Source organism: Isoptericola sp. NPDC019482, from assembly GCF_040632295.1.
GTDB lineage: Bacteria > Actinomycetota > Actinomycetes > Actinomycetales > Cellulomonadaceae > Isoptericola.
In genome coordinates this window covers 45,686-67,048 of sequence record NZ_JBEYBQ010000012.1, presented here as the reverse complement: position 1 = coordinate 67,048, position 21,363 = coordinate 45,686, and the positions used below count along the sequence as shown (strand labels likewise).

Here is a 21,363-nt window from a genome sequence, read left to right as displayed (position 1 = left end):
TCGACGTCACCCCCGGGCCCTCACCTCGACCTCGTGGTCAGGTCACTCGGTGCCGGTCACTCCCGTGGCCGCAGCCTCCCCAGCACCCGACTGAGCAGGCTTCGGGGCTCCGGCTCCTTTGCGCGCGCGGCGCGGGGCCTTCTTGACGGGCTTCTCGGCAGGCGTCGTGGGCTCGGCCGCGGCCTCGGGCCCCGACTCCGGCTTGCGCTCCGGCAGCTCGATGAGCGTCTCCGGCGCGACGGGCGTCACGGCCGGCGGCTCCACGGGCTCGGGCAGCGTCAGGGGCGCCGGGACATCGGCCGACGGGGCGTCCGCGGCAGGCGCCTCCGCCGCCGGGGCGGCGTCGCGCGCCACGTCCTTGGCCGTGTCCGCCTCCGGCGCCGGGTCCTTCGCGCCGTTCGCCTCGTGCTCGTGCTCGTGGGCGTGCGCCGCGGCGGCCGCGATCGTGGCGAGCGTCGCCTTGACGGCCTCGCGCGCCTCGGAGCGGTCCTCGGGCAGGGTCGGCACCTCGGCCGCGGGCGCGGGCGCGCTCTCGGCCTGCTTGCCGCCGCGCTTGCGGCGCGACCGCTTCGAGCCCTCGCCCTGGTCGCCGTCGTGGTGCTGGTGGGCACCGTTCTTCTCGATCGGCTCGCTGTGCACGATGAACCCGCGGCCCTTGCAGTGCTCGCAGGTCTCGGAGAACGCCTCGACCAGGCCCTGGCCCACGCGCTTGCGCGTCATCTGCACCAGGCCGAGCGAGGTGACCTCGGCCACCTGGTGCTTGGTCCGGTCACGACCCAGGCACTCCACGAGGCGGCGCAGCACCAGGTCGCGGTTCGACTCGAGCACCATGTCGATGAAGTCGATGACGACGATGCCGCCGATGTCGCGCAGCCGCAGCTGGCGCACGATCTCCTCGGCCGCCTCGAGGTTGTTCCGCGTCACGGTCTCCTCGAGGGTGCCGCCCGCGCCGGTGAACTTGCCGGTGTTGACGTCGATGACCGTCATGGCCTCGGTGCGGTCGATGACCAGCGACCCGCCGGACGGCAGCCAGACCTTGCGGTCCATGCCCTTGGCGAGCTGCTCGTCCACGCGGTGCACGGCGAACACGTCGGTGTTCTCCGTCCACTTCGTCACGCGGTCGCGCAGGTCGGGGGCCAGCTCCTCGACGTACTGGGCGATCTCGTCCCACGCGCCGGAGCCCTGGATCTGCAGCGACGAGAAGTCGTCGTTGAAGATGTCGCGGACGACGCGGATCGCGAGGTCCGGCTCGCCCTGCAGCAGCGCCGGGGCGCTGGCGGACCTGGACTTCTTCTGGATCGCGGCCCACTGCGACTCGAGGCGCTCGACGTCGGCGCGCAGCTCGGCCTCGCTCGCCCCCTCGGCGGCGGTGCGCACGATGACGCCGGCGCCCTCGGGCACGACGTCGCGCAGGATCTTCTTGAGCCGGCTGCGCTCGGTGTCGGGGAGCTTGCGGCTGATGCCGGTCATGCCGCCGCCAGGCACGAACACCAGGTAGCGGCCCGCGAGCGTGACCTGCGACGTCAGGCGGGCGCCCTTGTGGCCGATCGGGTCCTTGGTGACCTGGACCAGCACGGAGTCGCCCGACTTGAGGGCCTCCTCGATGCGGCGCGGCTGGCCCTCGAGACCCGCGGCGTCCCAGTTCACCTCGCCGGCGTACAGGACGGCGTTGCGCCCCTTGCCGACGTCGACGAACGCGGCCTCCATGCTGGGGAGCACGTTCTGCACGCGGCCGAGGTAGACGTTGCCCACCATCGACGCCTGCGACTGCTGCGAGACGTAGTGCTCCACGAGCACGCCGTCCTCGAGCACGGCGATCTGGGTGCGGCCGTCACGCTCGCGCACGACCATCGACCGCGTCACCGACTCGCGGCGCGCGAGGAACTCCGCCTCGGTGATGATCTGGCGGCGGCGCCCGGCGTCGCGGCCCTCGCGGCGGCGCTGGCGCTTCGCCTCGAGGCGCGTCGACCCCTTGAGGGCCGTGACCTCGTCGCGGTCGCGGGTGCGCGCCACGGCGGCCTCCGCCCGCTCCTGGCGGGTGCCGCGGCGACGGCGACGGCGGCGACGGCTCGAGGCGGACTCGCCACCCTCGTCGTCGCCCTGCTCGTCCGCCCGCTCGTCGGCCTGCTCGTCGGCCTGGTCCTCGCCACGGTCGTCGGCCTGCTCGCCGGCGTCACCGTCGGCCGGCCGCTCGTCGTCACCGGCGTCGTCGGGGCCGTCCTCGTCGTTCAGGTCCTCGCCCTCGGGACGACGGCCGCCCCGACGGCCGCGGCCGCCCCGACGACGGCGGCGGCGCGGACGGATCTCGTCGTCCTCGCCGTCCTCGTCGTTCAGGTCCTCCGGGCCCAGGTCGACGAGCTCGACGCCCTCGGCGACGAGCTCGGACTCGATCGCGCCGACCTCCTCGACCGCGGCGGCCTCGTCCTCGCTGAGCTCCACGTCGGCCACGGGCTCCGCGGGCGCCACGACCTCGGCGGGCCCGGCGACCGGCGCCGCGTCGGCGGCAGGCTCCTCGACGGCCGCCTCCGACGCCGGCTGCTCGGCGGGCTCGGGCGCCTTCGCGGCACGGGTGCCCCGCGTGGCGCGGCGCGACCGGGTCCGCGTCGGCTCGCTCTGCGCCGTCTCGACGGGGGCGGCGGTCTCGGGCGCGCTCGTCGCGGCCTCGGGCTCGGGCGCGGGCGTCGCGCCCTCGGCCGCGGCGTCGTGCGGGCGCGGCGGGCCCGCGGGGGCCTGCGCGCGGCGGGAGCGCCGCGCGGTCGACAGGTCGGGGGCCTGGAACAGCACGGCCGTCGTCGCGAGGCGCGGCGTCGCCGACCCGCCACCCCGGGCGGCGGGCGACCGCGGCGCGGCCTTCTCGGCGCCGTCCTGGGCGGGCTTCTGCGGGGCCGAGGCCTGCTCGGCGGGCTTCTCGGCGGGAGTCGTCGCCGTCTCGGTCGACTTCCCAGCCGACTTCTCGGCCGGCTTCTCGGCAGCCTTGGCCGCCCCCGCGGACTTCCGCGTGGTGGCCTTCTTCGTCGTCCTCTTCGCCGGGGCCTTGGCCGCCGGGGCAGCGTCCGCGACGTCGGCCGGCGCGGCTTCGTCAGCGGTCTTGTCGGCGGCCGCGGCGGGGGCCTCGGCCTTCGACGACGCGGAACGACGGGCGCGGCTGCGGCCCTTCGTCGCGGCCGGGGCGGTCTCGCCCTCGGCGGCGGAGGCCGTGTCGGCGGGCTCCGCGGCCGTGGGCGCGGGGGTCGCGGGCTCGGTCGCGGCGGGCTCGGTGCCGCGCTGCGCGCCCGCGGTGCGGGTGGCGCGACGGCGGCGGGCGGGCTTCTCGGCGGCATCGGCGGCATCGTCGGTCGCGCGACCGGCGGGCCCCTCGGGAAGGACGATGTCGGCGAGCGACGCGGTGCCGCCGGCGGGTGACCCGGCGGGAGCGTCGGCCCGCTCCGGCAGCACGAGGTCGGCAAGGGAGGACGCGGCGGTGGCCGCGGTCGGCGTCACGGTCGGCGTCCCGGTCGGCGCCGCGGTCGTCTCGGGCGCGGTGGCGGGCTGCTCGGCCTGCGGGGCGGCGGCCGGCCGGGTGGCACGGCGGCGGGCGGGCTTGCGGCGCTGCTCGGCGGGCTGTGCGTCGGTCGGGTTGTCGGACGTCACGGAAGGCGCTCCAGCTCCGGCGGTCCCGCCCCCACATGTGCGGACCACCGGTGGTCGTCGTCGGACGGGCGCGCCGCTCAGCGCGCCGGCCGACGGAAGTCTCGGTTCCGGCTGCGGCACCGCGTTCTTCGCGGACGCGCCGCCCGGCCTCGTGCCTGGCGGCGGCATCGCGTGCGGATCGCGAGTGCTGCGAGCTCGTGGGCCGCCCGGGATGTGGGCCCGTGCGGCTTCGGACCAGTATCGCATCCTGCGCGCCCCGCCGCGTGACCCGACGCCGCAGGTCGCGGACTCGACTCGCCCCGGCTTGACTTGTGAAGACCTTCACTACTTAGATCGTGAAAGTCTTCACGAACCCCGTCCCGTGACGACGACCGCGCTGGTCGTGCGCCCGCACACCGGTGGTCCTACGGTCGAGAGACCGGTCGGACGAACGAGCAAGGAGAACCCCGTGGACGCCCTCGCACTGGCCCGCTGGCAGTTCGCCATCACGACCGTCTACCACTTCATCTTCGTCCCGCTGACCATCGGTCTCGCCCCGCTGGTCGCCGGGATGCAGACCGCGTGGGTCGTCACCAAGAAGGAGCGCTGGCTCCGGCTGACCAAGTTCTTCGGCAAGCTCCTGCTCATCAACTTCGCGCTCGGTGTGGTCACCGGCATCTGGCAGGAGTTCCAGTTCGGGATGGCGTGGAGCGAGTACTCCCGCTTCGTCGGCGACGTCTTCGGCGCGCCGCTCGCGATGGAGGCCCTGGCGGCGTTCTTCGTCGAGTCCGTCTTCCTCGGCCTGTGGATCTTCGGCTGGGACCGCGTGTCGAAGAAGGTGCACCTCGCGGCGATCTGGTTGTTCGCGCTCGCGACCAACCTCTCGGCGTTCTTCATCCTCGCCGCGAACTCCTGGATGCAGCACCCGGTCGGCACGATCTACAACGAGGAGACGGGCCGCGCCGAGATGGAGTCCATCGGCGCCGTGCTGACCAACAACACGCTGTGGGCCGCCTTCCCGCACACGATCACGGCGGCGTTCCTCACCGCCGGAACCTTCGTGTGCGGCATCGCCACCTGGTGGATGGTGCGGCTCGTGCGCAGCAAGAAGCCGGAGAACGTCGAGAAGGCGCGCACCGTCTACCGGCCCGCGGTGCTCGTCGGCGTGTGGACCATGATCATCGCCGGCGCCGGCGTGATCTGGTCGGGCGACCTCCAGGGCAAGCTCATGTACGAGCAGCAGCCCGGCAAGATGTCGTCGGCCGAGGCGCTGTGCGAGGGCACCGAGGGCGCGGAGTTCTCGATCCTGGCGATCGGGCCCCTGTACGCCGGCTGCGAGGACGTCGACCACCTCATCTCCGTGCCGGGCGTCACCAGCTTCCTCGGCACCGGCCACTTCTCCGGCCCCGAGTCCTACCTGCCGGGCGTCTACGACGTGCAGGAGCAGTACACCGAGCGGTACGGCGACACCACCGCATCAGGCGATCCCGTCACCTACACCCCGCACCTGGCGATCACCTACTGGTCGTTCCGGCTCATGATCGGGCTCGCCGTGTTCTCGCTCGCGCTGGCCCTCACCGCGCTGTGGGCCACCCGCAGAGGCAGGGTGAGCGACAACGTCTGGCTCGGGCGGCTCGGCATCCTCGCGATCCCGATGCCGTTCCTCGCCTGCTCGTTCGGGTGGATCTTCACGGAGGTGGGCCGCCAGCCCTGGGTGGTGGCGCCCAACCCGACGGGCATCGACCAGGTGCGGCTGCTCACCGAGCGCGGCGTGTCCACGGCGGTGCCGGCGGGCGTGATCCTCACCTCGATGATCGTCCTCACGCTGGTCTACGCGGTGCTCGCCGTCGTCTGGTATCGCCTCATGCACCGGTACACGGTCGAGGGCGTGCCGGACGTCGTCCGCGACGAGTCGCCGGAGGCGCAGGACCCCGACGACGCCGACCGCCCGCTGTCCTTCGCGTACTGAGCGCCATCGCGTAGCAGGCATAGAGACCGAGACTGGGAGACCCATGGACCTCGCGATCCTCTGGTTCGTCATCATCGCCGTCCTGTGGACCGGCTACCTCGTGCTCGAGGGCTTCGACTTCGGCGTCGGCATGCTGCTGTCGATCCTGCCGCGCGGCGGCAGGGAGCAGCGCGACAAGGAGCGCCGCGTGCTGATCAACACGATCGGCCCGGTGTGGGACGGCAACGAGGTGTGGCTGCTCACCGCGGGCGGCGCCACCTTCGCCGCCTTCCCCGAGTGGTACGCCACGATGTTCTCCGGCTTCTACCTGCCGCTGCTGATCATCCTGCTGGGCCTCATCGCCCGCGGCGTCGCGTTCGAGTACCGCGGCAAGATCTCCGACGCCCGCTGGGCGCGACGCTGCGACGTCGCCATCCAGTTCGGCTCGTGGATCCCCTCGATCATGTGGGGCGTGGCGTTCGGCAACCTCGTGCGCGGGCTGCTGCTCGACGCCGACCACCAGTACGTGGGCGGGTTCTGGGCGCTGCTCAACCCGTTCGCCCTGCTCGGCGGCCTCACGACGCTGGTGCTCTTCCTCCTGCACGGCAGCGTGTTCGTGGCCCTCAAGACCGACGGCGACGTGCGGGAGCGGGCCGGGCGGCTGGCCTCCGTGCTGTCGGTCGTGGCGCTCGTCGTCGCCGGCGGCTGGGCGGTCTGGGCGCAGGTCGCCTACTCGGTCACCTGGACCTGGGCGGTCGTCGCGGTCGCCGCGCTCGCCCTCGTCGGCGTGGTCGTGGCCGCGCGGGCGCGGCGGGAGGGCTGGGCCTTCACCCTCTCCGCCGTCGCCATCGCCGGCGCCGTCGTGCTGATCTTCGGCTCCATGTACCCCGACGTCATCCCCGCCCTCGACGGCGGCGAGGCGCTCACGGTCGCGGAGGCCTCCTCCACGCCGTACACGCTCACCGTGATGTCGTGGGTGGCGGTGGTGCTCACGCCGCTCGTCATCGCCTACCAGGCGTGGACGTACTGGATCTTCCGCCGGCGCCTCTCCAGCAAGGACATCCCCGCCCCGGCCGGGCTGTCGTGGCAGAAGATCAAGGACGCGGCGTTCTGACCCGCGCCCCGTCGTCGATACTGACGCCTGTGCCGACCCCTGGCCTGCTCCCGTGAAGCCCCTCGACCCGCGCCTGCTGCAGCGCGCCCGCGCGGCCCGGTGGTACGTCGCCCTGACCGCCGCGCTGGGCGTCGCCGCCGCCGGCGCCGTCGTGCTCCAGGCCTTCGCGATCGCGCACTCCCTCGGCCCGGCCGTGACGGCGGGCAGCGACGGCTCGCCGCTGGCGGTGGCCGACGTCGCGCCGTGGCTCGGCGCCCTGGTGGGCGCGCTCGTCGCGCGAGCCGCGATCGCGTGGGCGCAGGAGCGCTACGCGCAGAAGGCGGCGGCCGACGTCGTGGCCGAGCTGCGCGAACAGGTCGTGGCGCACTCCGTGGCGCTGGGCCCGCGGCCGGCCGGCGGCGACGGCGACGGAGCCGCCGCCACGGCGACGCTCGCCACGCGCGGCCTGGACGACCTGGGCCCGTACCTCGTGCGCTACCTGCCGCAGCTGCTCCTGACGGCGATCCTCACCCCGGCGCTCGTCCTGGTCGTCCTCGGGCTGGACTGGGTCTCCGCGCTCATCTGCGTCGTGACGCTGCCGCTCGTCCCGCTGTTCATGTGGCTGGTCGGCGTCATGACCGCCGGCGCCTCCGAGCGCCGGCTGCGCACCATCGAGCGCCTGGGGTCGCAGGTGCTCGACCTGCTGGCCGGGCTGCCGACGCTGCGCGCCTTCGGCCGCGAGATCGGCCCCGGCGCCCGCGTGCGCGCCCTCGGCGACGCGTCGCGGCGCGCCACGATGGGCACGCTGCGGATCGCGTTCCTGTCCGGGATGGTGCTGGAGCTGCTCACCACGCTGTCGGTCGCGATCGTCGCCGTCGGCGTCGGCCTGCGCCTCGTCGAGGGGATGATCGCCCTGGTGCCCGCCATCGCCGTGCTCGTGCTCGCGCCCGAGGTCTATCTGCCGCTGCGCCGCGTCGGCGCCGAGTTCCACGCGTCCACCGACGGACTCGCCGCCGCCGAGCGGGCCTTCACCCTCCTCGAGCGGCCGGCCCCGGCCGCGGGCACCAGGCCCGCGCCCGCCCTCGCCGGGGCGACCCTCGTGCTCGACGGCGTCGGCGTGCGCGCCGGCGACCGCGGCGTGCTCGCCCCGGCCGGCCTCACGGCCCGGGTGCCGCTCGGCACGGGCCGTCCCGGCGGCGGGCGCGTCGTCGCGCTGCGCGGCCCCAGCGGCGCGGGCAAGTCGACGACCGCGCTCGTCCTGCTGGGCCTGCTGCGCCCCGACGAGGGCCGGGTGCTGGTCGAGCCTGTCGCGGAGGACGTCGGCGAGTCTCCTGTCGATGTGGGCCCCGTGGACCTGGCCGACGTCGACCCCGCGACCTGGTGGTCCCAGGTCACCTGGGTGCCCCAGCGCCCCACCCTGGCCCCCGGCACCGTGCGCGACGCCGTCACCGACGGCCGCCCCGTGCCCGACGCCGTCCTGGCGGCGGCCGCGCGCACCACCGGCCTGGACGACGTCGTCGCGACGCTGCCGCAGGGGTGGGACACCCCGGTCGGTCTCGGCGGCACCGGCCTCAGCGTGGGCCAGCGGCAGCGCGTGGCACTCGCGGCCGCGCTGCTCGACGGCGAGGCCTCGGGCAGGCTTCCCGATGACGGCGCTCCCCCGCCCCTCGTGCTGCTCGACGAGCCCACCGCGCACCTCGACGCCCGCGGCGAGCAGGTCGTGCTCGACACCGTGCGCGCCTGGCGCGATGCCGGGCGCACCGTCGTCGTCGTCGCGCACCGGGCGTCGCTGCTGGCGCTCGCCGACCAGGTCGTGGACGTCGCGGCGCGCCCGGTCGACGCGGTCGGCCCGGCCGGGGCGGTGGCGTCGTGAGCCGCCCCTGGGGCGCCGCCGACCCGCTGCGCCGCGTGCTGCCGATGCTCGAGGTGCGCTGGAGCCGCGTGGCCCGCGCCGTCGCGCTCGGCACGCTGGCGCTCGGCTTCTCGGTGGGCCTGGCCGCCGCGGCGGCGTGGCTCATCGCCCGCGCGTCGCAGATGCCGCCGGTGCTGCAGCTCTCGGTCGCGGTCGTGGCCGTGCGGGCCTTCGGCACCGGGCGCGGCGTGCTGCGCTACCTCGAGCGGCTCGCGTCCCACGACGTCGCCCTGCGCGGCATGGCCGCCCTGCGGGCCAACCTCTACGACGCGCTGGCCCGCGGGCCCGTGACGCGGGTGATCGCCCTGCGCCGCGGCGACCTCCTCGCCCGCGTGGGCGCCGACGTCGACGACGTCGGCGACGTCGTCGTCCGGGCGCTGATCCCGGCCGGGGTGGCGGCGTGCGTGGGGCTCGGCTCCGTGGTCCTCGTGGGGGCGTTCCTGCCCGCCGCGGGGGCCACCCTGCTCGGGTGCCTGCTGCTCACGGGCGTCCTGGCGCCGTGGCTGGCGTCCCGCGCGGCCGCGTCGGTCGAGCGCCGTGGCGCCGCCGCACGGGCCGAGGTCACCGGGCGCGCGCTCGAGCTGCTGGAGGACGGTCAGCAGCTGCGCGTCGCCGGCCGGCTCGACGGAAGGCTGGCGGGCCTGCGGGCCGCGGACGCGCGGCTCACCCGCTCCACCGACGACGGCGCGCGCATCTCCGGCACGTCGGCCGCGATCGACGCGGGGGCGCAGACCCTCGCCGTGCTGTGCTCGCTGCTGCTCGGGCTCCCCGCCGTCGCGGCGGGCACGCTGACGCCCGTCGAGCTGGCCGTCGTGGTGCTCACGCCGCTCGCCGTCTTCGAGGCGACGTCGACGCTGCCCGCCGCCGCCGTCCAGCTGCGCCGGTCGCGGGAGGCCGCGCGGCGGCTCGTCGATCTCCTCCCCGAGGACGGCCCGGACCCGTCGGACGCACAGCTCACCGGCGCGCGACCGGCGTCCGGCACGCTGCTGGAGCTCGGCGGCGTCGACGCCGGCTGGGCCGACCGCACGGTCGTGCAGGGCGTCGACCTGACGCTGCGGCCTGGCTCCGTCGTCGCCCTGGCCGGACCGTCCGGGGTCGGCAAGACGACGCTGCTGCTCACGGCGGCGAGCCTGCTCCCCCCGCGCGCAGGGACCGTCGGCGTGGGCGACGGCGGCGCGCTGTTCGTGGCCGAGGACGGGCACCTGTTCGGCACCACCGTGCTGGAGAACCTCCGCGTCGCGCGGCCCGACGTGACCGCCGACGACGCGCGCGACACGCTCACCGCCGTCGGCCTGGACGGGTGGCTCGCCGCCCTGCCCGAGGGGCTGGACGCGATGCTCGGCCCGGACGGCGCCGACGTCTCCGGCGGCGAGCGCCGGCGGCTCCTGATCGCCCGGGCCCTGCTCGCCCCGGCCCGCGTGCTGCTGGTCGACGAGCCCGCCGAGCACCTCGACGCAGCCACCGCCGACGCGCTCGTCGCCACGCTCGCGGCGCACGCCCGCGCCACCGGGCGCGCGGTCGTCGTCGCGTCGCACCGCCTGACGCCGCTCGCCGGCGCCGACGAGGTGCTGCTGCTCGGCGCGGACGGGGCCGGGACGGCCCGCGTGGTCGCGCGCGGCCCGCACGACGCCCTGCTGCGCGACGCTCCGGACTACGCGTGGGCCGCGGGGCAGGAGGGCGCGCTCGCGGGTCCTCCCGTCGGCTGACCCCGCCCGTCGACGTCCACCCCAGGGATGACGCCCCGGGGCACGGAGCGCGGCTAGCGTCCGATGGTGATCACCATCGAGTCCCTCACCAAGCGGTATGGCGGCTTCGCGGCCGTCGACGACGCGTCGTTCACGGCCGCCCCCGGGCGGGTGACGGGCTTCCTGGGGCCCAACGGCGCCGGCAAGTCCACGACGCTGCGCATCCTGGTCGGCCTCGCCGAGCCGACGTCGGGCAGCGCGCGGGTGCTCGGCCGCCGGTACGGCGACCTGCCGAACCCGGGGCTCGACGTCGGCGTGCTGCTCGACGCGTCGGCCCAGCACGGCGGCCGCACCGGGCTCGAGACGCTGACGCTCGCGCAACGCACCCTCGGCCTGCCCGCGACGCGCGTGGACGCGGCTCTCGACCTCGTCTCGCTCACCGAGGCGGAGGCACACCGGCGCGTGCGCGACTACTCCCTCGGGATGCGCCAGCGCCTCGGCGTCGCGACCGCCCTCCTCGGCGAGCCCCAGGTGCTCGTGCTCGACGAGCCGGCCAACGGCCTCGACCCCGCCGGCATCCGCTGGATGCGCGACCTGCTGCGCGGGTTCGCCGACGACGGCGGCACGGTGCTGCTGTCGTCGCACCTGCTCGCGGAGATCCAGATGATCGCGGACGACATCGTCGTCATCGGCGACGGCCGCGTGGTGGCGCAGGGCACCAAGGACGAGCTGCTCGCCGGGCACGGCACGCTCGTGCGTGCCGCCGACCCCGCCGCGCTCGCCGCCGCGCTGACCGGCGCCGGGTTCACCGCCGCGCCCACCGCCGACGGCGCGGTGACCACCGACGCCGGCCTCGACGCCGCGGGCGCCGCGGCCTTCGCCGCCGGGATCGCCGTCACCGAGCTCCGCGCCGGCGACGGCGCCAGCCTCGAGGAGACCTTCCTGGCCCTCACCACCGACACCCAGCGCGACACCCCGCGCGCGAGCACCGGAGCCGCCGCATGACCGCCGTCGACACCCCCGCCCGTCCCGCCGGGGCCGCCGGCCTCCCGACACTCCGCGGCACGACGGCGCCGCCGCTGGGCCGGCTGGTCGGGGTCGAGCTCCGCAAGCTCCGGGACACGCGCGCCGGCGCCTGGCTGCTCGTCACGATCGCGCTCGTGGTGCTCGGCATCATCGGGTTGGGCACGCTGTGGGGGGTCAATGCCACGGCGTCGTTCGGGTCCTTCGTCTCCGTCCAGGTGATGCCCCTGCAGCTGCTGGTGCCGATGGTCGCCGTGCTCGCGGTCACCGGCGAGTGGAGCCAGCGGGGCGCGCTGACCACGTTCGCGCTGGTGCCGCGGCGTGGGCGCGTGGTCGCCGCGAAGGCTCTGGCGGTGCTGCTCGTCACGCTCGCGGTCGCCGCCGTGGGGGTCGCCGTGGCCGCCGCCGGGATCGTCGTCGGGAGCGCGCTGCACGACGTGCCCGCGGCGTGGGACCTCACCGCCGAGCAGGCGGGGCGGTTCCTGCTGATCACCGTGCTGTCCGCGGCGGTGGGCTTCGCGCTCGGCGTCCTGATCCGCTCGTCGGCGCCCGCGCTGGTCGCGTACCTCGGCTTCGTGCTCATCGTGCCGATGCTGTCCGCGATCGCCGGGTCGTACGTGGCCTGGTGGGCCGCGCACGGGCTCTGGCTCGACCTCGCCACGACGCTGCAGGCCTTCGCCGCCCCGCAGGTGACGGGCGAGGCCTGGGCGCAGCTGGGCACGTCGACGCTGCTGTGGGTCGGCGTCCCGCTGGCGTTCGGCCTCCGCGGGCTGCTGCGGACGGAGATCCGTTAGCCGCCGGTCCCCAGGACGGACATCGCCGCGGCGCGGCCGGGGACGCCGCTCACTCCCCCGCCGCGCCGCGCACCCGCGCCGGCCAGCAGCACGCACGGGTGCGCGGTCTCCACGCCCCAGGAGCCCGGGCGGTCGAGGCCGGCCTCGTCGCCGTCCGGTGCCCACGGCCACGACAGGTCGCGGTGGAAGATGTGCCCGCCCGGCAGTCCGACGTCACCCTCCAGGTCCACGGGCGTGCGAGCCTCGACGCACGGCCGCCCGTCGGCGTCGCGCAGCAGGAGGTCCTCGAGCGGCTCGGCGAGGACGGAGTCCAGAGACGCGAGCGTGGCCGCCAGCGCCCGCTGCCGTGCGGCGTCATGACCGGCGTCCTGGGTGGCGGCGTCACCGCGGAACAGCCGTGCCGGCATGTGCAGGCCGAACAGCGTGAGGGTCTGGGCACCCGACGCGCGCAGCTCCGGCCCGAGGATGCTCGGGTCGGTGAGCGAGTGGCAGTAGATCTCGCACGGCGGCACGTCGGGGACCTGCCCCGACGCGGCCTGCGCGTACGCGGCCCCGAGCTGCGCGGCCGACTCGTTGACGTGGAACGTGCCGCCGAACGCTGCGGCCGGGTCGACGCCGTCCCGCAGCCGCGGCAGCCGACGCAGCAGCAGGTTCACCTTGAGCTGCGCCCCCTCGGGCGGGTGCGCCGGGGCGCGGCCCGACGGCGCAGCCCCGGTCGCCGCCAGCAAGCGGTCGAGCGTGTCGGGAGCCGCGCAGCACAGCACCACGCCCGCCGCGACGTCGTGGTCCCGGCCGTCGTCGTCGGTCCAGGCGACCCGGGCGTCGCCGGGCGTCCCGGGGGCGATGGCGGACACCTCCGCCCGCGTCACGACCGTGGCGCCGGCGGCGAGGGCCGCGGCCCGCAGCGCGCCGGACACGGCGCCCATGCCACCCACCGGCACGTCCCAGTCGCCGGTGCCGCCGCCGATCACGTGGTAGAGGTAGCAGCGGTTCTGCGCCAGCGAGCCCTCGTCGAGGTCGGCGAACGTGCCGATCAGCCCGTCGGTGGCGACGACGCCCCGCACGACGTCGGAGGCGAAGCGCTCGCGCAGCGCCTCCCCCAGCGGCCGCTCGACGAGGTCGCGCCAGGTGGCGGCGTCGTCCACGAGGGTGCGGGCCTCGGCCCGCGACGGCAGCGGCTCGGTGAGCGTCGGGAAGAGCCGGCGCGCCAGGCGGCCGGTGGCCGCGTACCAGCGCTGCCATGCGGCATGGTCGCGCTCCGCGCCGATCGCCGCGAACGACGCGCGGGTCGCCGCGTCGTCCCCGGTGTCGACGAGCAGGCCGGCGTCCCCCACCGGCGTGTACGAGGAGTACCGGCGGCGGCGCAGGATCACGGGCAGACCCAGCTCCTCGACGATCCGGCGCGGCAGGAGCGAGACCAGGTAGGAGTAACGCGACAGCCGCGCGTCGACGCCCGGGAACACCCGCGCCGACACCGCCGCCCCGCCGACGTGGTCGAGGCGTTCGAGCACCAGCACGCTGCGCCCCGCCCGCCCCAGGTACGCGGCTGCCGTCAGCCCGTTGTGCCCGCCGCCCACCACGACGGCGTCGTAGCGGGTGGCGGCCGGGCGGGTCGTCATGCGCCGAGGCGGGCCAGGAACAGCGCCTCGCCGACCGCGAGGTTCTCGATCTCGCTCGGGTGGACGCTCTCGTTCGGCGCGTGGATGAGGCAGGCCGGCTCCTCGACGCCGAGCAGCACGATCGCGGCGTCGGGGTACTGGCTCGCGAGGATGTTGCACAGCGGGATGGACCCGCCCTGCCCGGCGGTCACGGTGGCCCGGCCGTAGGCGTCCGCGAGCGCCGTGGACAGCGTCTCGAAGACGTGCCCGTCGGTGCGGGCGGCGAACGGTTGCCCGGGGGTGCCGCGCTCGACGGTGACGCGCACGCCCCACGGCGCGTGCGCCTCGAGGTGCGCCGCCAGCTTGTCCTGCAGGTCGCGCGAGTCCGCGCCGGGCGGCACGCGCAGGTTGAGGCGGGCCGCGGCGCGCGGCTGGATCGCGACGGCCGACCCGACCACGGACGGCGCGTCGATGCCGAGGATCGTCACGACGGGGCGGGCCCAGAGCATGTCGGCCACGGTGCCGTCGCCGAGCAGCCGCGTGCCCGGTAGCGCGCCCGCGTCGGCGCGGAACTGGTCGGTGTCGTACCCGACGCCCGGCCAGGTGCCGTGGGAGTCCACGCCGTCGATCGTCGTGTTCCCCTCGGCGTCGCGCAGCGAGGCCAGGAGCGCGACCAGCGCCGCGAGGGCGTCGGGCGCGGCGCCGCCGAACATGCCGGAGTGGATCTCCCCCTCCAGGGCCTCGACCCGGACCACGAGGTTCGTCGCGCCGCGCAGCGACACGGTGAGCGTGGGCAGGCCGAGCGTCGCGTTGCCGGTGTCCTGGATGAGCATCGCGTCCGCGGCGAGGGCGCCCGGGTTCGCCTCCACCCATCCGTCGAGGCCGCCGGTGCCCTGCTCCTCCGAGCCCTCGATCACGATGCGCACGCCCACCGGCAGGTCGTCGCCCACGAGCGATCGCAGCGCTCGCAGCGCCGTGAGGTGGGTGACGACGTTGCCCTTGCAGTCCGCCGCGCCGCGGCCGTAGAGCCGCCCGTCGCGCTCCGTGAGCTCGAACGGGGGCGTGGTCCAGGCGGCGTCGTCGAGCGGCGGCTGCACGTCGTAGTGGGCGTACAGGAGCACGGTCGGGGCGCCGGGCGGGCCCGGCCGGTACCCGACGACGACGTCCGAGCCGTCCGGGGTGCGCTCGCGGCGGGCGTCGTCGATGCCCTCGGCGCGGAACGCGTCGACCACCCACTGCGCCGCGCGCTCGCACTCCTCGCGCGGGAAGAGCCGCTCGTCCGCGACGGACGGGATGGCGACCAGGGTGCGCAGGTCGTCGAGCGCGCGCGGCAGCAGCGGCGCGACGGCGGCGCGCACGGCCGCGACGTCGGGGGCGGTGGTCATGAGTCCTCCTGGTCGTCGGCGCCCGTCGATCCCGAGCCGGGCTGGGTGGTGGTGTCGTCCAGGTTCAACGAGTCGACATAGGCGTCGAACTCGTCGAGCTGGTCGGGGCAGTAGGTCTCGATCACGAGCCGGTCGCCCTCGAGGCGACGCTCGTCGAGCACGGAGGGCCGCAGGCCCGGCCCGGCGGCGCCGTTGGCGGACCCGAGGTTCGCGGTGGCGTCCACGAGCGCGGCCGGGTCGGTGCAGAAGCCGCCGCCGTCGGACCCGAGCACGCGGGCGATGGTCTCCTCGGAGAAGGCGGTGATGCCGATGTCCGCGAACGCGGCGTGCAGCGTCGCGGCCTTCTCCTCCGCCTCGCGCTCGTCCTGCCGGTCCTGGTAGCCCGCGAACTGGATCATCATGATCGCGCCGAGCACCAGGATCAGGACGGCGGCGGCCGTGTACGTGATCCAGCGGCGCCGTACCGGCGCGCCCGGCTCCGTCCCCGGTGACGACGTCGTGGTGGTCATGTCACTCCCCCTCGTCCGTCGGGGCGCCCGTCGCGGCGTCCGCGGGGTCCTCCGGCTGCCGCCACGACGGCTTGCGCAGTCTCAGGAACAGCCACGGGATCAGCAGGCCGATGATGCCGAGCCCGCCACCGACGATGAGGATGTACGTCCCCACCGAGCCGCTGGAGAACTGCGCCGGCGGCACGAAGCCGATGATCAGCGCGGCCACCGAGGCGAGGAAGCCGACCACGCACAGCACGCCGAGGGCCGGGGCGCGGTAGCCGCGGGGGTGGTCGGGCGCGGTGCGCCGCAGCCGCATCGCCGCCACGAACAGCAGGAGGTACATGATCAGGTACACCTGCGTGGTGATCACCGACAGGATCCAGTACGCGCTGGAGACGTCGGGGATGAACGCGTACAGCAGCGCGATGACCGTGGTGAACACGCCCTGCGCCACGAGGATGTTCTGCTGCACGCCGTTCTTGTTCAGCCGCTGCAGGAAGGGCGGCATGTAGCCCTCCTCGCGGGCCACCGTCAGCAGCCCCTTCGACGGCCCGGCGAGCCAGGTGAGCATGCCGCCGATCGAGGCCGCGATGAGCATGAGGCCGAGGATCGGCGTCAGCCACGAGACCCCGAAGTTGGCGAAGAACGCGTCGAACGCCTGCATGACGCCCGCGGTCAGGGAGAGCTGGTCGGCCGGGATCACCCAGCTGATCGCGACCGCCGGGAGGATGAAGATCACCAGCACCAGCCCGATCGCCAGGAACATCGCGCGCGGGAACTCCTTGCCCGGGTTGCGCAGCGTGTTCACGTGCACCGAGTTCATCTCCATGCCCGCGTACGACAGGAAGTTGTTGACGATGAGCACGAGGGACGCGATGCCGGTCCACTGCGGCAGAAGGTGGCTCGAATCCATCGGCGCGGCCGACTGGTTGCCCTGCCCGAGGAACACGATGCCCAGGACGACGAGGATGGCCGCCGGGATGAGCGTGCCGATGATCAGCCCCGCGCTGGACAGCCCCGCCACCGTCTTGGTGCCCTGCGACGACACCCACACGCCGGCCCAGTAGATGACGACGATGACGATCGCCACGTACACGCCGTTGGACGCCAGGGCCGGGTTGATGACGTACGCGAACGTGCTGGCCACGTACCCGAGCAGGCTCGGGTAGTAGAAGATCGTCATCGCGAACTGGCACCACACGGCCAGGAAGCCGAGCGGCTTGGACAGCCCCTCCGCCACCCACCGGTACACGCCGCCCGACCAGCCGGACGCCAGCTCCGCCGAGACCAGCGACGTCGGCAGCAGGAAGACCAGCGCCGGCACCACGTACAGGAAGACCGCCGCGAGCCCGTAGACCGCCATCGTCGGCGCGGCGCGCAGGCTCGCCACGGACGAGGTGATCATGAACGCGAGCGTGATCCAGGTGACGTAGTTGCGCGGCGTGCGTGCCGTCATGGCCTGCCGCACGTGCTCGCGGGTCGGCGGCGCCGTCCCCGTCCCCGACGTCGTCATGCCGACCTCCTCGACACTCTGCCCATCCGGCGGACGCCGGCCTCTCGCACGATAAGAGGGCAGGTCACGGGCCGCACGGCGAACGGCACTGAACCACCCCGGCACCACCCGCCGGCAGGCTGATAGCGTCGCGAGGCGTGAAGCTCCTCGTGCCCGGCAACGTGCCCTTCGACCTGACGATCGACGTCCCGGGGGTGGAGGTGGCGCACTACGTGATGCGCGACCCGGTGCCGCAGGAGCACGCGGACGCCGACGCCCTGGTCACCTGGTCCAGCCCGCAGCGGGTCCTGGAGGACGCCGCGCGCCGGATGCCGAACCTGCGCTGGGTGCAGACCCTCAACGCCGGCCCCGACCAGGCGATCGCCGCCGGGTTCGCGCCCGACGTCGTCATCTCCTCGGGGCGTTCCCTGCACGACGCGACCGTCGCCGAGCACACGCTCGCGCTCGTCCTCGCCTCCGTGCGGCGCCTCGACCGCACGCTCGAGGCCCAGCACGAGCGCCGCTGGGACCGCGAGCTCGGCAAGGAGCAGGCGAACCACGAGTCGCAGTTCACGCTGCACGGCGCCCGGGTCACGATCTGGGGCTTCGGCTCCATCGCCGCCGTCCTCGCCCCGCTGCTGGCGGCGCTCGGGGCGCGCGTGACCGGTGTCGCGTCGTCGGCGGGCGAGCGGTACGGCTTCCCGGTGGTGGCGTCGATCGACGAGGTCGCGCCCACGACCGACGTGCTCATCTCCCTGCTGCCCGCGACGGAGGCGACGCACCACGCGCTCGACGCCCGGGTGCTCGGCCTGCTGCCCGCGCACGCCCGGTTCGTCAACGCCGGCCGCGGGGCCACCGTCGACGAGGAGGCGCTGGTCGCCGCCCTCCGCGACGGCACGATCGCCGGCGCCGCGCTGGACGTCACCGAGACCGAGCCCCTGCCCGAGGACTCGCCGCTGTGGGACGCCCCGCACCTCGTCCTGACGCCGCACGTCGCGGGCGGGAGGCCGCAGGGCGCGGCCGGTTTCGTCACCGAGCAGGTGCGGGCCTGGCTGTCCGACGGCGCGACAGGCCTACGGAACGTCGTCGCGCGCTGAGCCCTCGGTCGGAGCGGCCGTCTACCAGCGGCCGTTCCGCGGCCGCGGCTGGCAGACCGGGCAGGTGTACGACGAGCGGTTCATGAACGCGTCGCGGCGGATCGGGGCGCCGCAGCGGGGGCACGGCTCGCCCGCGCGACCGTAGGCGGCGAGGCCGCGCGCGAAGTACCCGGACTCGCCGTTGACGTTGACGTACAGCGCGTCGAAGCTCGTGCCGCCCTGCTCCAGCGACTCGGCCATCACCTCGGCGGCGGCGTCGAGGGCGCGGCGCACCTCCACCGGCCGCAGCCGGTCGGTCGCGCGGGCGAAGTGCAGGCGGGCGCGCCACAGCGCCTCGTCCGCGTAGATGTTGCCGACGCCGGACAGCAGCGTCTGGTCGAGCAGCGCCCGCTTGATCCCGGTGCGCCGCCGCCGGACCGCGGCGACTACCGCGTCGGCGTCGAACGCCGGGTCCAGCGGGTCGCGCCCGATGTGCGCCACCGGCTCCGGGACCGCGGGCAGGTCGCTGCCCAGGCCTCCGGGTGCGCCGTCGGACGTCGGCTCCAGGTCCACGACGGACAGGTGGCCGAACGTGCGCTGGTCGACGAAGTCGAGGTACTCGGCGCCGCTCGGGGCCCCGGCGAGATGCAGGCGGGCGCGCAGGTGCGGGTGCGCCCAGTCGCCCGCGACGGCGGGGTCGCGCACCAGGAGCTGGCCGGACATGCCGAGGTGCGCGAGCAGCGCGGCCGCGGGGGCCGCGCCGTCCGGGCCTGACGCGCCGGGCCCTTCGTCCTCGAGCGGCAGCCAGAGGAACTTGCCGCGGCGCACCGCGGCGGCCAGGCGCCGGCCGCGCAGCTGGTCGGCGAACCCCGCGGGGCCGCCGTCGTGCCGCCGCACGGAGTAGTCGCGGAACAACTCGACGTCGCGCACGACGGCGCCCACCACCAGTCGGTCGAGACCGTCGCGGACGGTCTCGACCTCGGGGAGCTCAGGCACCGGCGGCGTCGCCCGTCGCGTCGGCGGTGCTGCTCGGGACGGCGCCGGGCACCGGGAGCTGCTGCAGGGCGCGGTACGCCTCCTCGGCGGCGGCCTGCTCGGCGTGCTTCTTCGCGGAGCCGGTGCCAAGGCCCAGCACCGGGCCGGCGGTCACCTGCGCGTGGAAGACGCGTGCGTGCTCGGGGCCCTCGCCCGTGACCTCGTACACCGGGGCGCCGAAGCCGCGGACCGCGGCGGCCTCCTGCAGCGACGTCTTCCAGTCGAGCCCGGCGCCCAGGCCCGCGGCGGCGTCGAGCGTCGTGTCCACGAGGCGGTGCACCAGCTCGCGCGCCGGCTCCAGGCCGTGGGACAGGTAGGTGGCGCCGATCAGCGCCTCCACCGTGTCGGACAGGATCGAGTCCTTGTCGAAGCCGCGGGTGCGGAGCTCACCCTTGCCGAGCAGCACGTAGCCACCCAGGTCGAGGCGGCGCGCGATCGCGGCCAGGGCGCGCTGCGACACCGTCGCCGCGCGCATCTTCGCCAGCTCGCCCTCGGACTGGTCGGGGTGGCGCCGGTACAGCGCCTCCGTCACGACCAGCCCCAGCACGGTGTCGCCCAGGAACTCGAGCCGCTCGTTGGTCGGGATGCCCCCGGCCTCGTGCGCGAACGACCGGTGCGTCAGTGCAAGCACGAGAAGCTCGGGGTCCAGGTGGACCCCGAGCTTCTCGAGAAGAGCGGTCGGCTCCGGCCGGGGCCGGTTGCCGGATGCAGGCATGTCAGCCCGCGTGCTCGGTGCGCAGCGCCTCGGCGTACTGGCGGCCCTTGTAGGCACCGCAGGTGGGGCACGCGGCGTGGGACAGCTTCTGCCCCTTGCAGCTCGGGCACGTCGTGAGAACCGCCGCGGTGGTCTTCCACTGCGAACGGCGCGCACGGGTGTTGCTGCGCGACATCTTGCGCTTCGGAACAGCCACGGCTAGCTCTCTTTCGTCTCGTCGGACACGCTCGAATCCTCGAGCATGGTCTGCAGCGCCGACCACCGGGGGTCGACAACGTCGTGATGGTGGTCCGGGTCGTCCGCCAGCCGCGCTCCGCAGACGGAGCACAGGCCGGGGCAGTCCGGACGGCACAGCGGTTGAAATGGTAGTGCAGTCACGAGGGAATCCCGAACCGCCGGCTCGATGTCGGCCTGGTCGTCGACCAGGACCGGCTCGTCCTCGGCGTCCTCGTCGCCGGACTCCTCCGCCGCCTGCGCCCTCTCGGGGTAGGCGAAGAGCTCCTGCACGCGCACCGTCACCTGCTGGGAGACCGGGTCGAGGCAGCGCACGCACTCCCCCACCGCCGTGCCGCGCACGACGCCGGACACCAGCACCCCCTCCATGACCGACTCCAGGCGGAGGCCCAGGGTGAGGTCGTCGCCCTCGGGCACGCCGATGACGGCGGTCCCCATGTCCGCAGGAGCGGGCACGACGCGCGCGACCTCCTCCATCGAACCGGGTCGCCGAGACAGCTCGTGCGTGTCGAGCACGAGCGGCGAGGGCTTCGCGGTGGCGATGGCAGGCTCCGATGAACAGGGGTGGACCCGACGGGCGGGAAGGGAGTTCGGCCCGGACTCGGGCCAGCGACCTAGTCTAGGCCATCCTGGCGCCGCCGTGCAGCACGCCCGGGAGTGACGCGCCTCTCACGCTGTGCGACGACCGACCGCGCAGGTCAGGAGCGCCGCTCCTGCGGCCAGCGCGGGTCGGCGACGGCGTCCCACCGCACCCGCGGCGACCCCTGCTCGAGGCGCTCGGCCAGCTTCTCCCGCCCGGCGCGCACCTGGTTCGACAGGGCGTCGAGGTCCTGCTGGAAGTCGGCCAGGCGCCCGTCGCAGTACGCGTCCGCGTCCGCCCGCAGCGCCGCCGCCCGGGCCTCCGCCTCCGCGACGACTTCCGCCGCGCGCGACTGCGCCTGCACCACGACCTGCTCGGACTGCACCAGCTCGATCGCGCGGGCGCGGGCGGCCGCCACGATCTCCTCCGCCTGGCGGTGCGCGTCGTCCAGGGTGTCGCGGGCGGAGGCGAGCACCTCGTCGGCGCGGGCCACCTGGGTGGGCAACGCGTCGCGCAGCTCGTCGACCAGCGCGAGCGCCTGGTCGCGGTCCAGCTTCACGTTGGTCGACAGCGGCACGGAGCGCGCGTTCTCGACCAGCGCCGCCAGGTCCTCCAGGATGTCCAGCAGCCCGCCGGCGGGGTTGTCCCCCTGGCCGCTCCCGGTCGTGGTCTCGGTCGTCTCGCTCATCCCCT

General features: G+C 75.1%; 17 protein-coding genes. 7 read left to right on the top strand and 10 right to left on the bottom strand.

Annotated features, from left to right (window positions below; genetic code table 11):
- Positions 1 to 42 precede the first annotated feature (42 nt).
- Positions 43 to 3,630, bottom strand: a complete 3,588-nt coding sequence (locus tag ABZ493_RS10485; protein WP_430582109.1) for an Rne/Rng family ribonuclease — start codon at positions 3,628 to 3,630, stop codon at positions 43 to 45.
- Between the two features lie 448 nt (positions 3,631 to 4,078).
- Here ABZ493_RS10485 and ABZ493_RS10480 point away from each other — a divergent pair, with 448 nt between their 5' ends.
- From ABZ493_RS10480 to ABZ493_RS10455, 6 genes are all read left to right on the top strand, one after another.
- Positions 4,079 to 5,578, top strand: coding sequence for a cytochrome ubiquinol oxidase subunit I (locus ABZ493_RS10480; RefSeq protein ID WP_430582108.1), 1,500 nt, complete (start codon positions 4,079 to 4,081; stop codon positions 5,576 to 5,578).
- A gap of 43 nt (positions 5,579 to 5,621) precedes the next feature.
- The gene (gene cydB, locus ABZ493_RS10475; protein ID WP_430582107.1) at positions 5,622 to 6,671 is read left to right on the top strand and encodes a cytochrome d ubiquinol oxidase subunit II; all 1,050 of its coding nucleotides are present in this window, start codon (positions 5,622 to 5,624) and stop codon (positions 6,669 to 6,671) included.
- A gap of 52 nt (positions 6,672 to 6,723) precedes the next feature.
- The gene (cydD, locus tag ABZ493_RS10470) at positions 6,724 to 8,523 is read left to right on the top strand and encodes a thiol reductant ABC exporter subunit CydD (protein WP_430582106.1); all 1,800 of its coding nucleotides are present in this window, start codon (positions 6,724 to 6,726) and stop codon (positions 8,521 to 8,523) included.
- Complete coding sequence (gene cydC, locus ABZ493_RS10465) at positions 8,520 to 10,268, top strand: thiol reductant ABC exporter subunit CydC (RefSeq protein WP_430582105.1); 1,749 nt, start codon at positions 8,520 to 8,522, stop codon at positions 10,266 to 10,268. Before cydD ends, cydC begins: the two co-directional genes overlap by 4 nt.
- 66 nt (positions 10,269 to 10,334) lie before the next feature.
- Positions 10,335 to 11,252 carry an ATP-binding cassette domain-containing protein gene (locus tag ABZ493_RS10460; protein ID WP_430582104.1) on the top strand — a complete coding sequence of 306 codons (918 nt, stop codon included), beginning with the start codon at positions 10,335 to 10,337 and terminating at the stop codon, positions 11,250 to 11,252.
- A complete protein-coding gene (locus ABZ493_RS10455; RefSeq protein WP_430582103.1) occupies positions 11,249 to 12,064 on the top strand; it encodes an ABC transporter permease in 816 nt (271 codons plus the stop codon). The genes ABZ493_RS10460 and ABZ493_RS10455 overlap by 4 nt, the downstream gene beginning before the upstream one ends.
- Here the strand turns inward: ABZ493_RS10455 and ABZ493_RS10450 are convergent.
- From ABZ493_RS10450 to ABZ493_RS10435, 4 genes are read right to left on the bottom strand one after another with little or no spacing between them, the layout of a single operon-like run.
- Positions 12,061 to 13,683, bottom strand: coding sequence for an NAD(P)/FAD-dependent oxidoreductase (locus ABZ493_RS10450; protein WP_430582102.1), 1,623 nt, complete (start codon positions 13,681 to 13,683; stop codon positions 12,061 to 12,063). The two genes, ABZ493_RS10455 and ABZ493_RS10450, sit on opposite strands and share 4 nt — an antisense overlap.
- The gene (locus ABZ493_RS10445; RefSeq protein ID WP_430582101.1) at positions 13,680 to 15,047 is read right to left on the bottom strand and encodes a dipeptidase; all 1,368 of its coding nucleotides are present in this window, start codon (positions 15,045 to 15,047) and stop codon (positions 13,680 to 13,682) included. The genes ABZ493_RS10450 and ABZ493_RS10445 overlap by 4 nt, the downstream gene beginning before the upstream one ends.
- Positions 15,044 to 15,556, bottom strand: coding sequence for a hypothetical protein (locus ABZ493_RS10440; protein ID WP_430582100.1), 513 nt, complete (start codon positions 15,554 to 15,556; stop codon positions 15,044 to 15,046). Before ABZ493_RS10440 ends, ABZ493_RS10445 begins: the two co-directional genes overlap by 4 nt.
- A 1-nt stretch (position 15,557) precedes the next feature.
- Positions 15,558 to 17,051 carry an APC family permease gene (locus ABZ493_RS10435; protein ID WP_430582099.1) on the bottom strand — a complete coding sequence of 498 codons (1,494 nt, stop codon included), beginning with the start codon at positions 17,049 to 17,051 and terminating at the stop codon, positions 15,558 to 15,560.
- A 137-nt stretch (positions 17,052 to 17,188) separates the two neighbouring features.
- Here ABZ493_RS10435 and ABZ493_RS10430 point away from each other — a divergent pair, with 137 nt between their 5' ends.
- Positions 17,189 to 18,127 (top strand): NAD(P)-dependent oxidoreductase, encoded by a 939-nt coding sequence (locus tag ABZ493_RS10430; RefSeq protein WP_430582098.1) that lies wholly within the window; start codon positions 17,189 to 17,191, stop codon positions 18,125 to 18,127.
- Positions 18,128 to 18,148: 21 nt separating this feature from the next.
- Here ABZ493_RS10430 and mutM read toward each other — a convergent pair whose 3' ends face one another.
- From mutM to ABZ493_RS10405, 5 genes are all read right to left on the bottom strand, one after another.
- Positions 18,149 to 19,102 (bottom strand): bifunctional DNA-formamidopyrimidine glycosylase/DNA-(apurinic or apyrimidinic site) lyase, encoded by a 954-nt coding sequence (gene mutM, locus ABZ493_RS10425; RefSeq protein WP_430582097.1) that lies wholly within the window; start codon positions 19,100 to 19,102, stop codon positions 18,149 to 18,151.
- The gene (gene rnc, locus ABZ493_RS10420; protein ID WP_430582096.1) at positions 19,095 to 19,856 is read right to left on the bottom strand and encodes a ribonuclease III; all 762 of its coding nucleotides are present in this window, start codon (positions 19,854 to 19,856) and stop codon (positions 19,095 to 19,097) included. The genes mutM and rnc overlap by 8 nt, the downstream gene beginning before the upstream one ends.
- A 1-nt stretch (position 19,857) precedes the next feature.
- Positions 19,858 to 20,052, bottom strand: a complete 195-nt coding sequence (rpmF, locus tag ABZ493_RS10415) for a 50S ribosomal protein L32 (protein ID WP_079574722.1) — start codon at positions 20,050 to 20,052, stop codon at positions 19,858 to 19,860.
- A gap of 2 nt (positions 20,053 to 20,054) precedes the next feature.
- Entirely contained in the window at positions 20,055 to 20,606 is a 552-nt protein-coding gene (locus ABZ493_RS10410; RefSeq protein ID WP_430582095.1) for a DUF177 domain-containing protein, read from the bottom strand.
- Positions 20,607 to 20,788: 182 nt separating this feature from the next.
- Positions 20,789 to 21,358 carry a hypothetical protein gene (locus ABZ493_RS10405; RefSeq protein ID WP_430582094.1) on the bottom strand — a complete coding sequence of 190 codons (570 nt, stop codon included), beginning with the start codon at positions 21,356 to 21,358 and terminating at the stop codon, positions 20,789 to 20,791.
- Positions 21,359 to 21,363 lie beyond the last annotated feature (5 nt).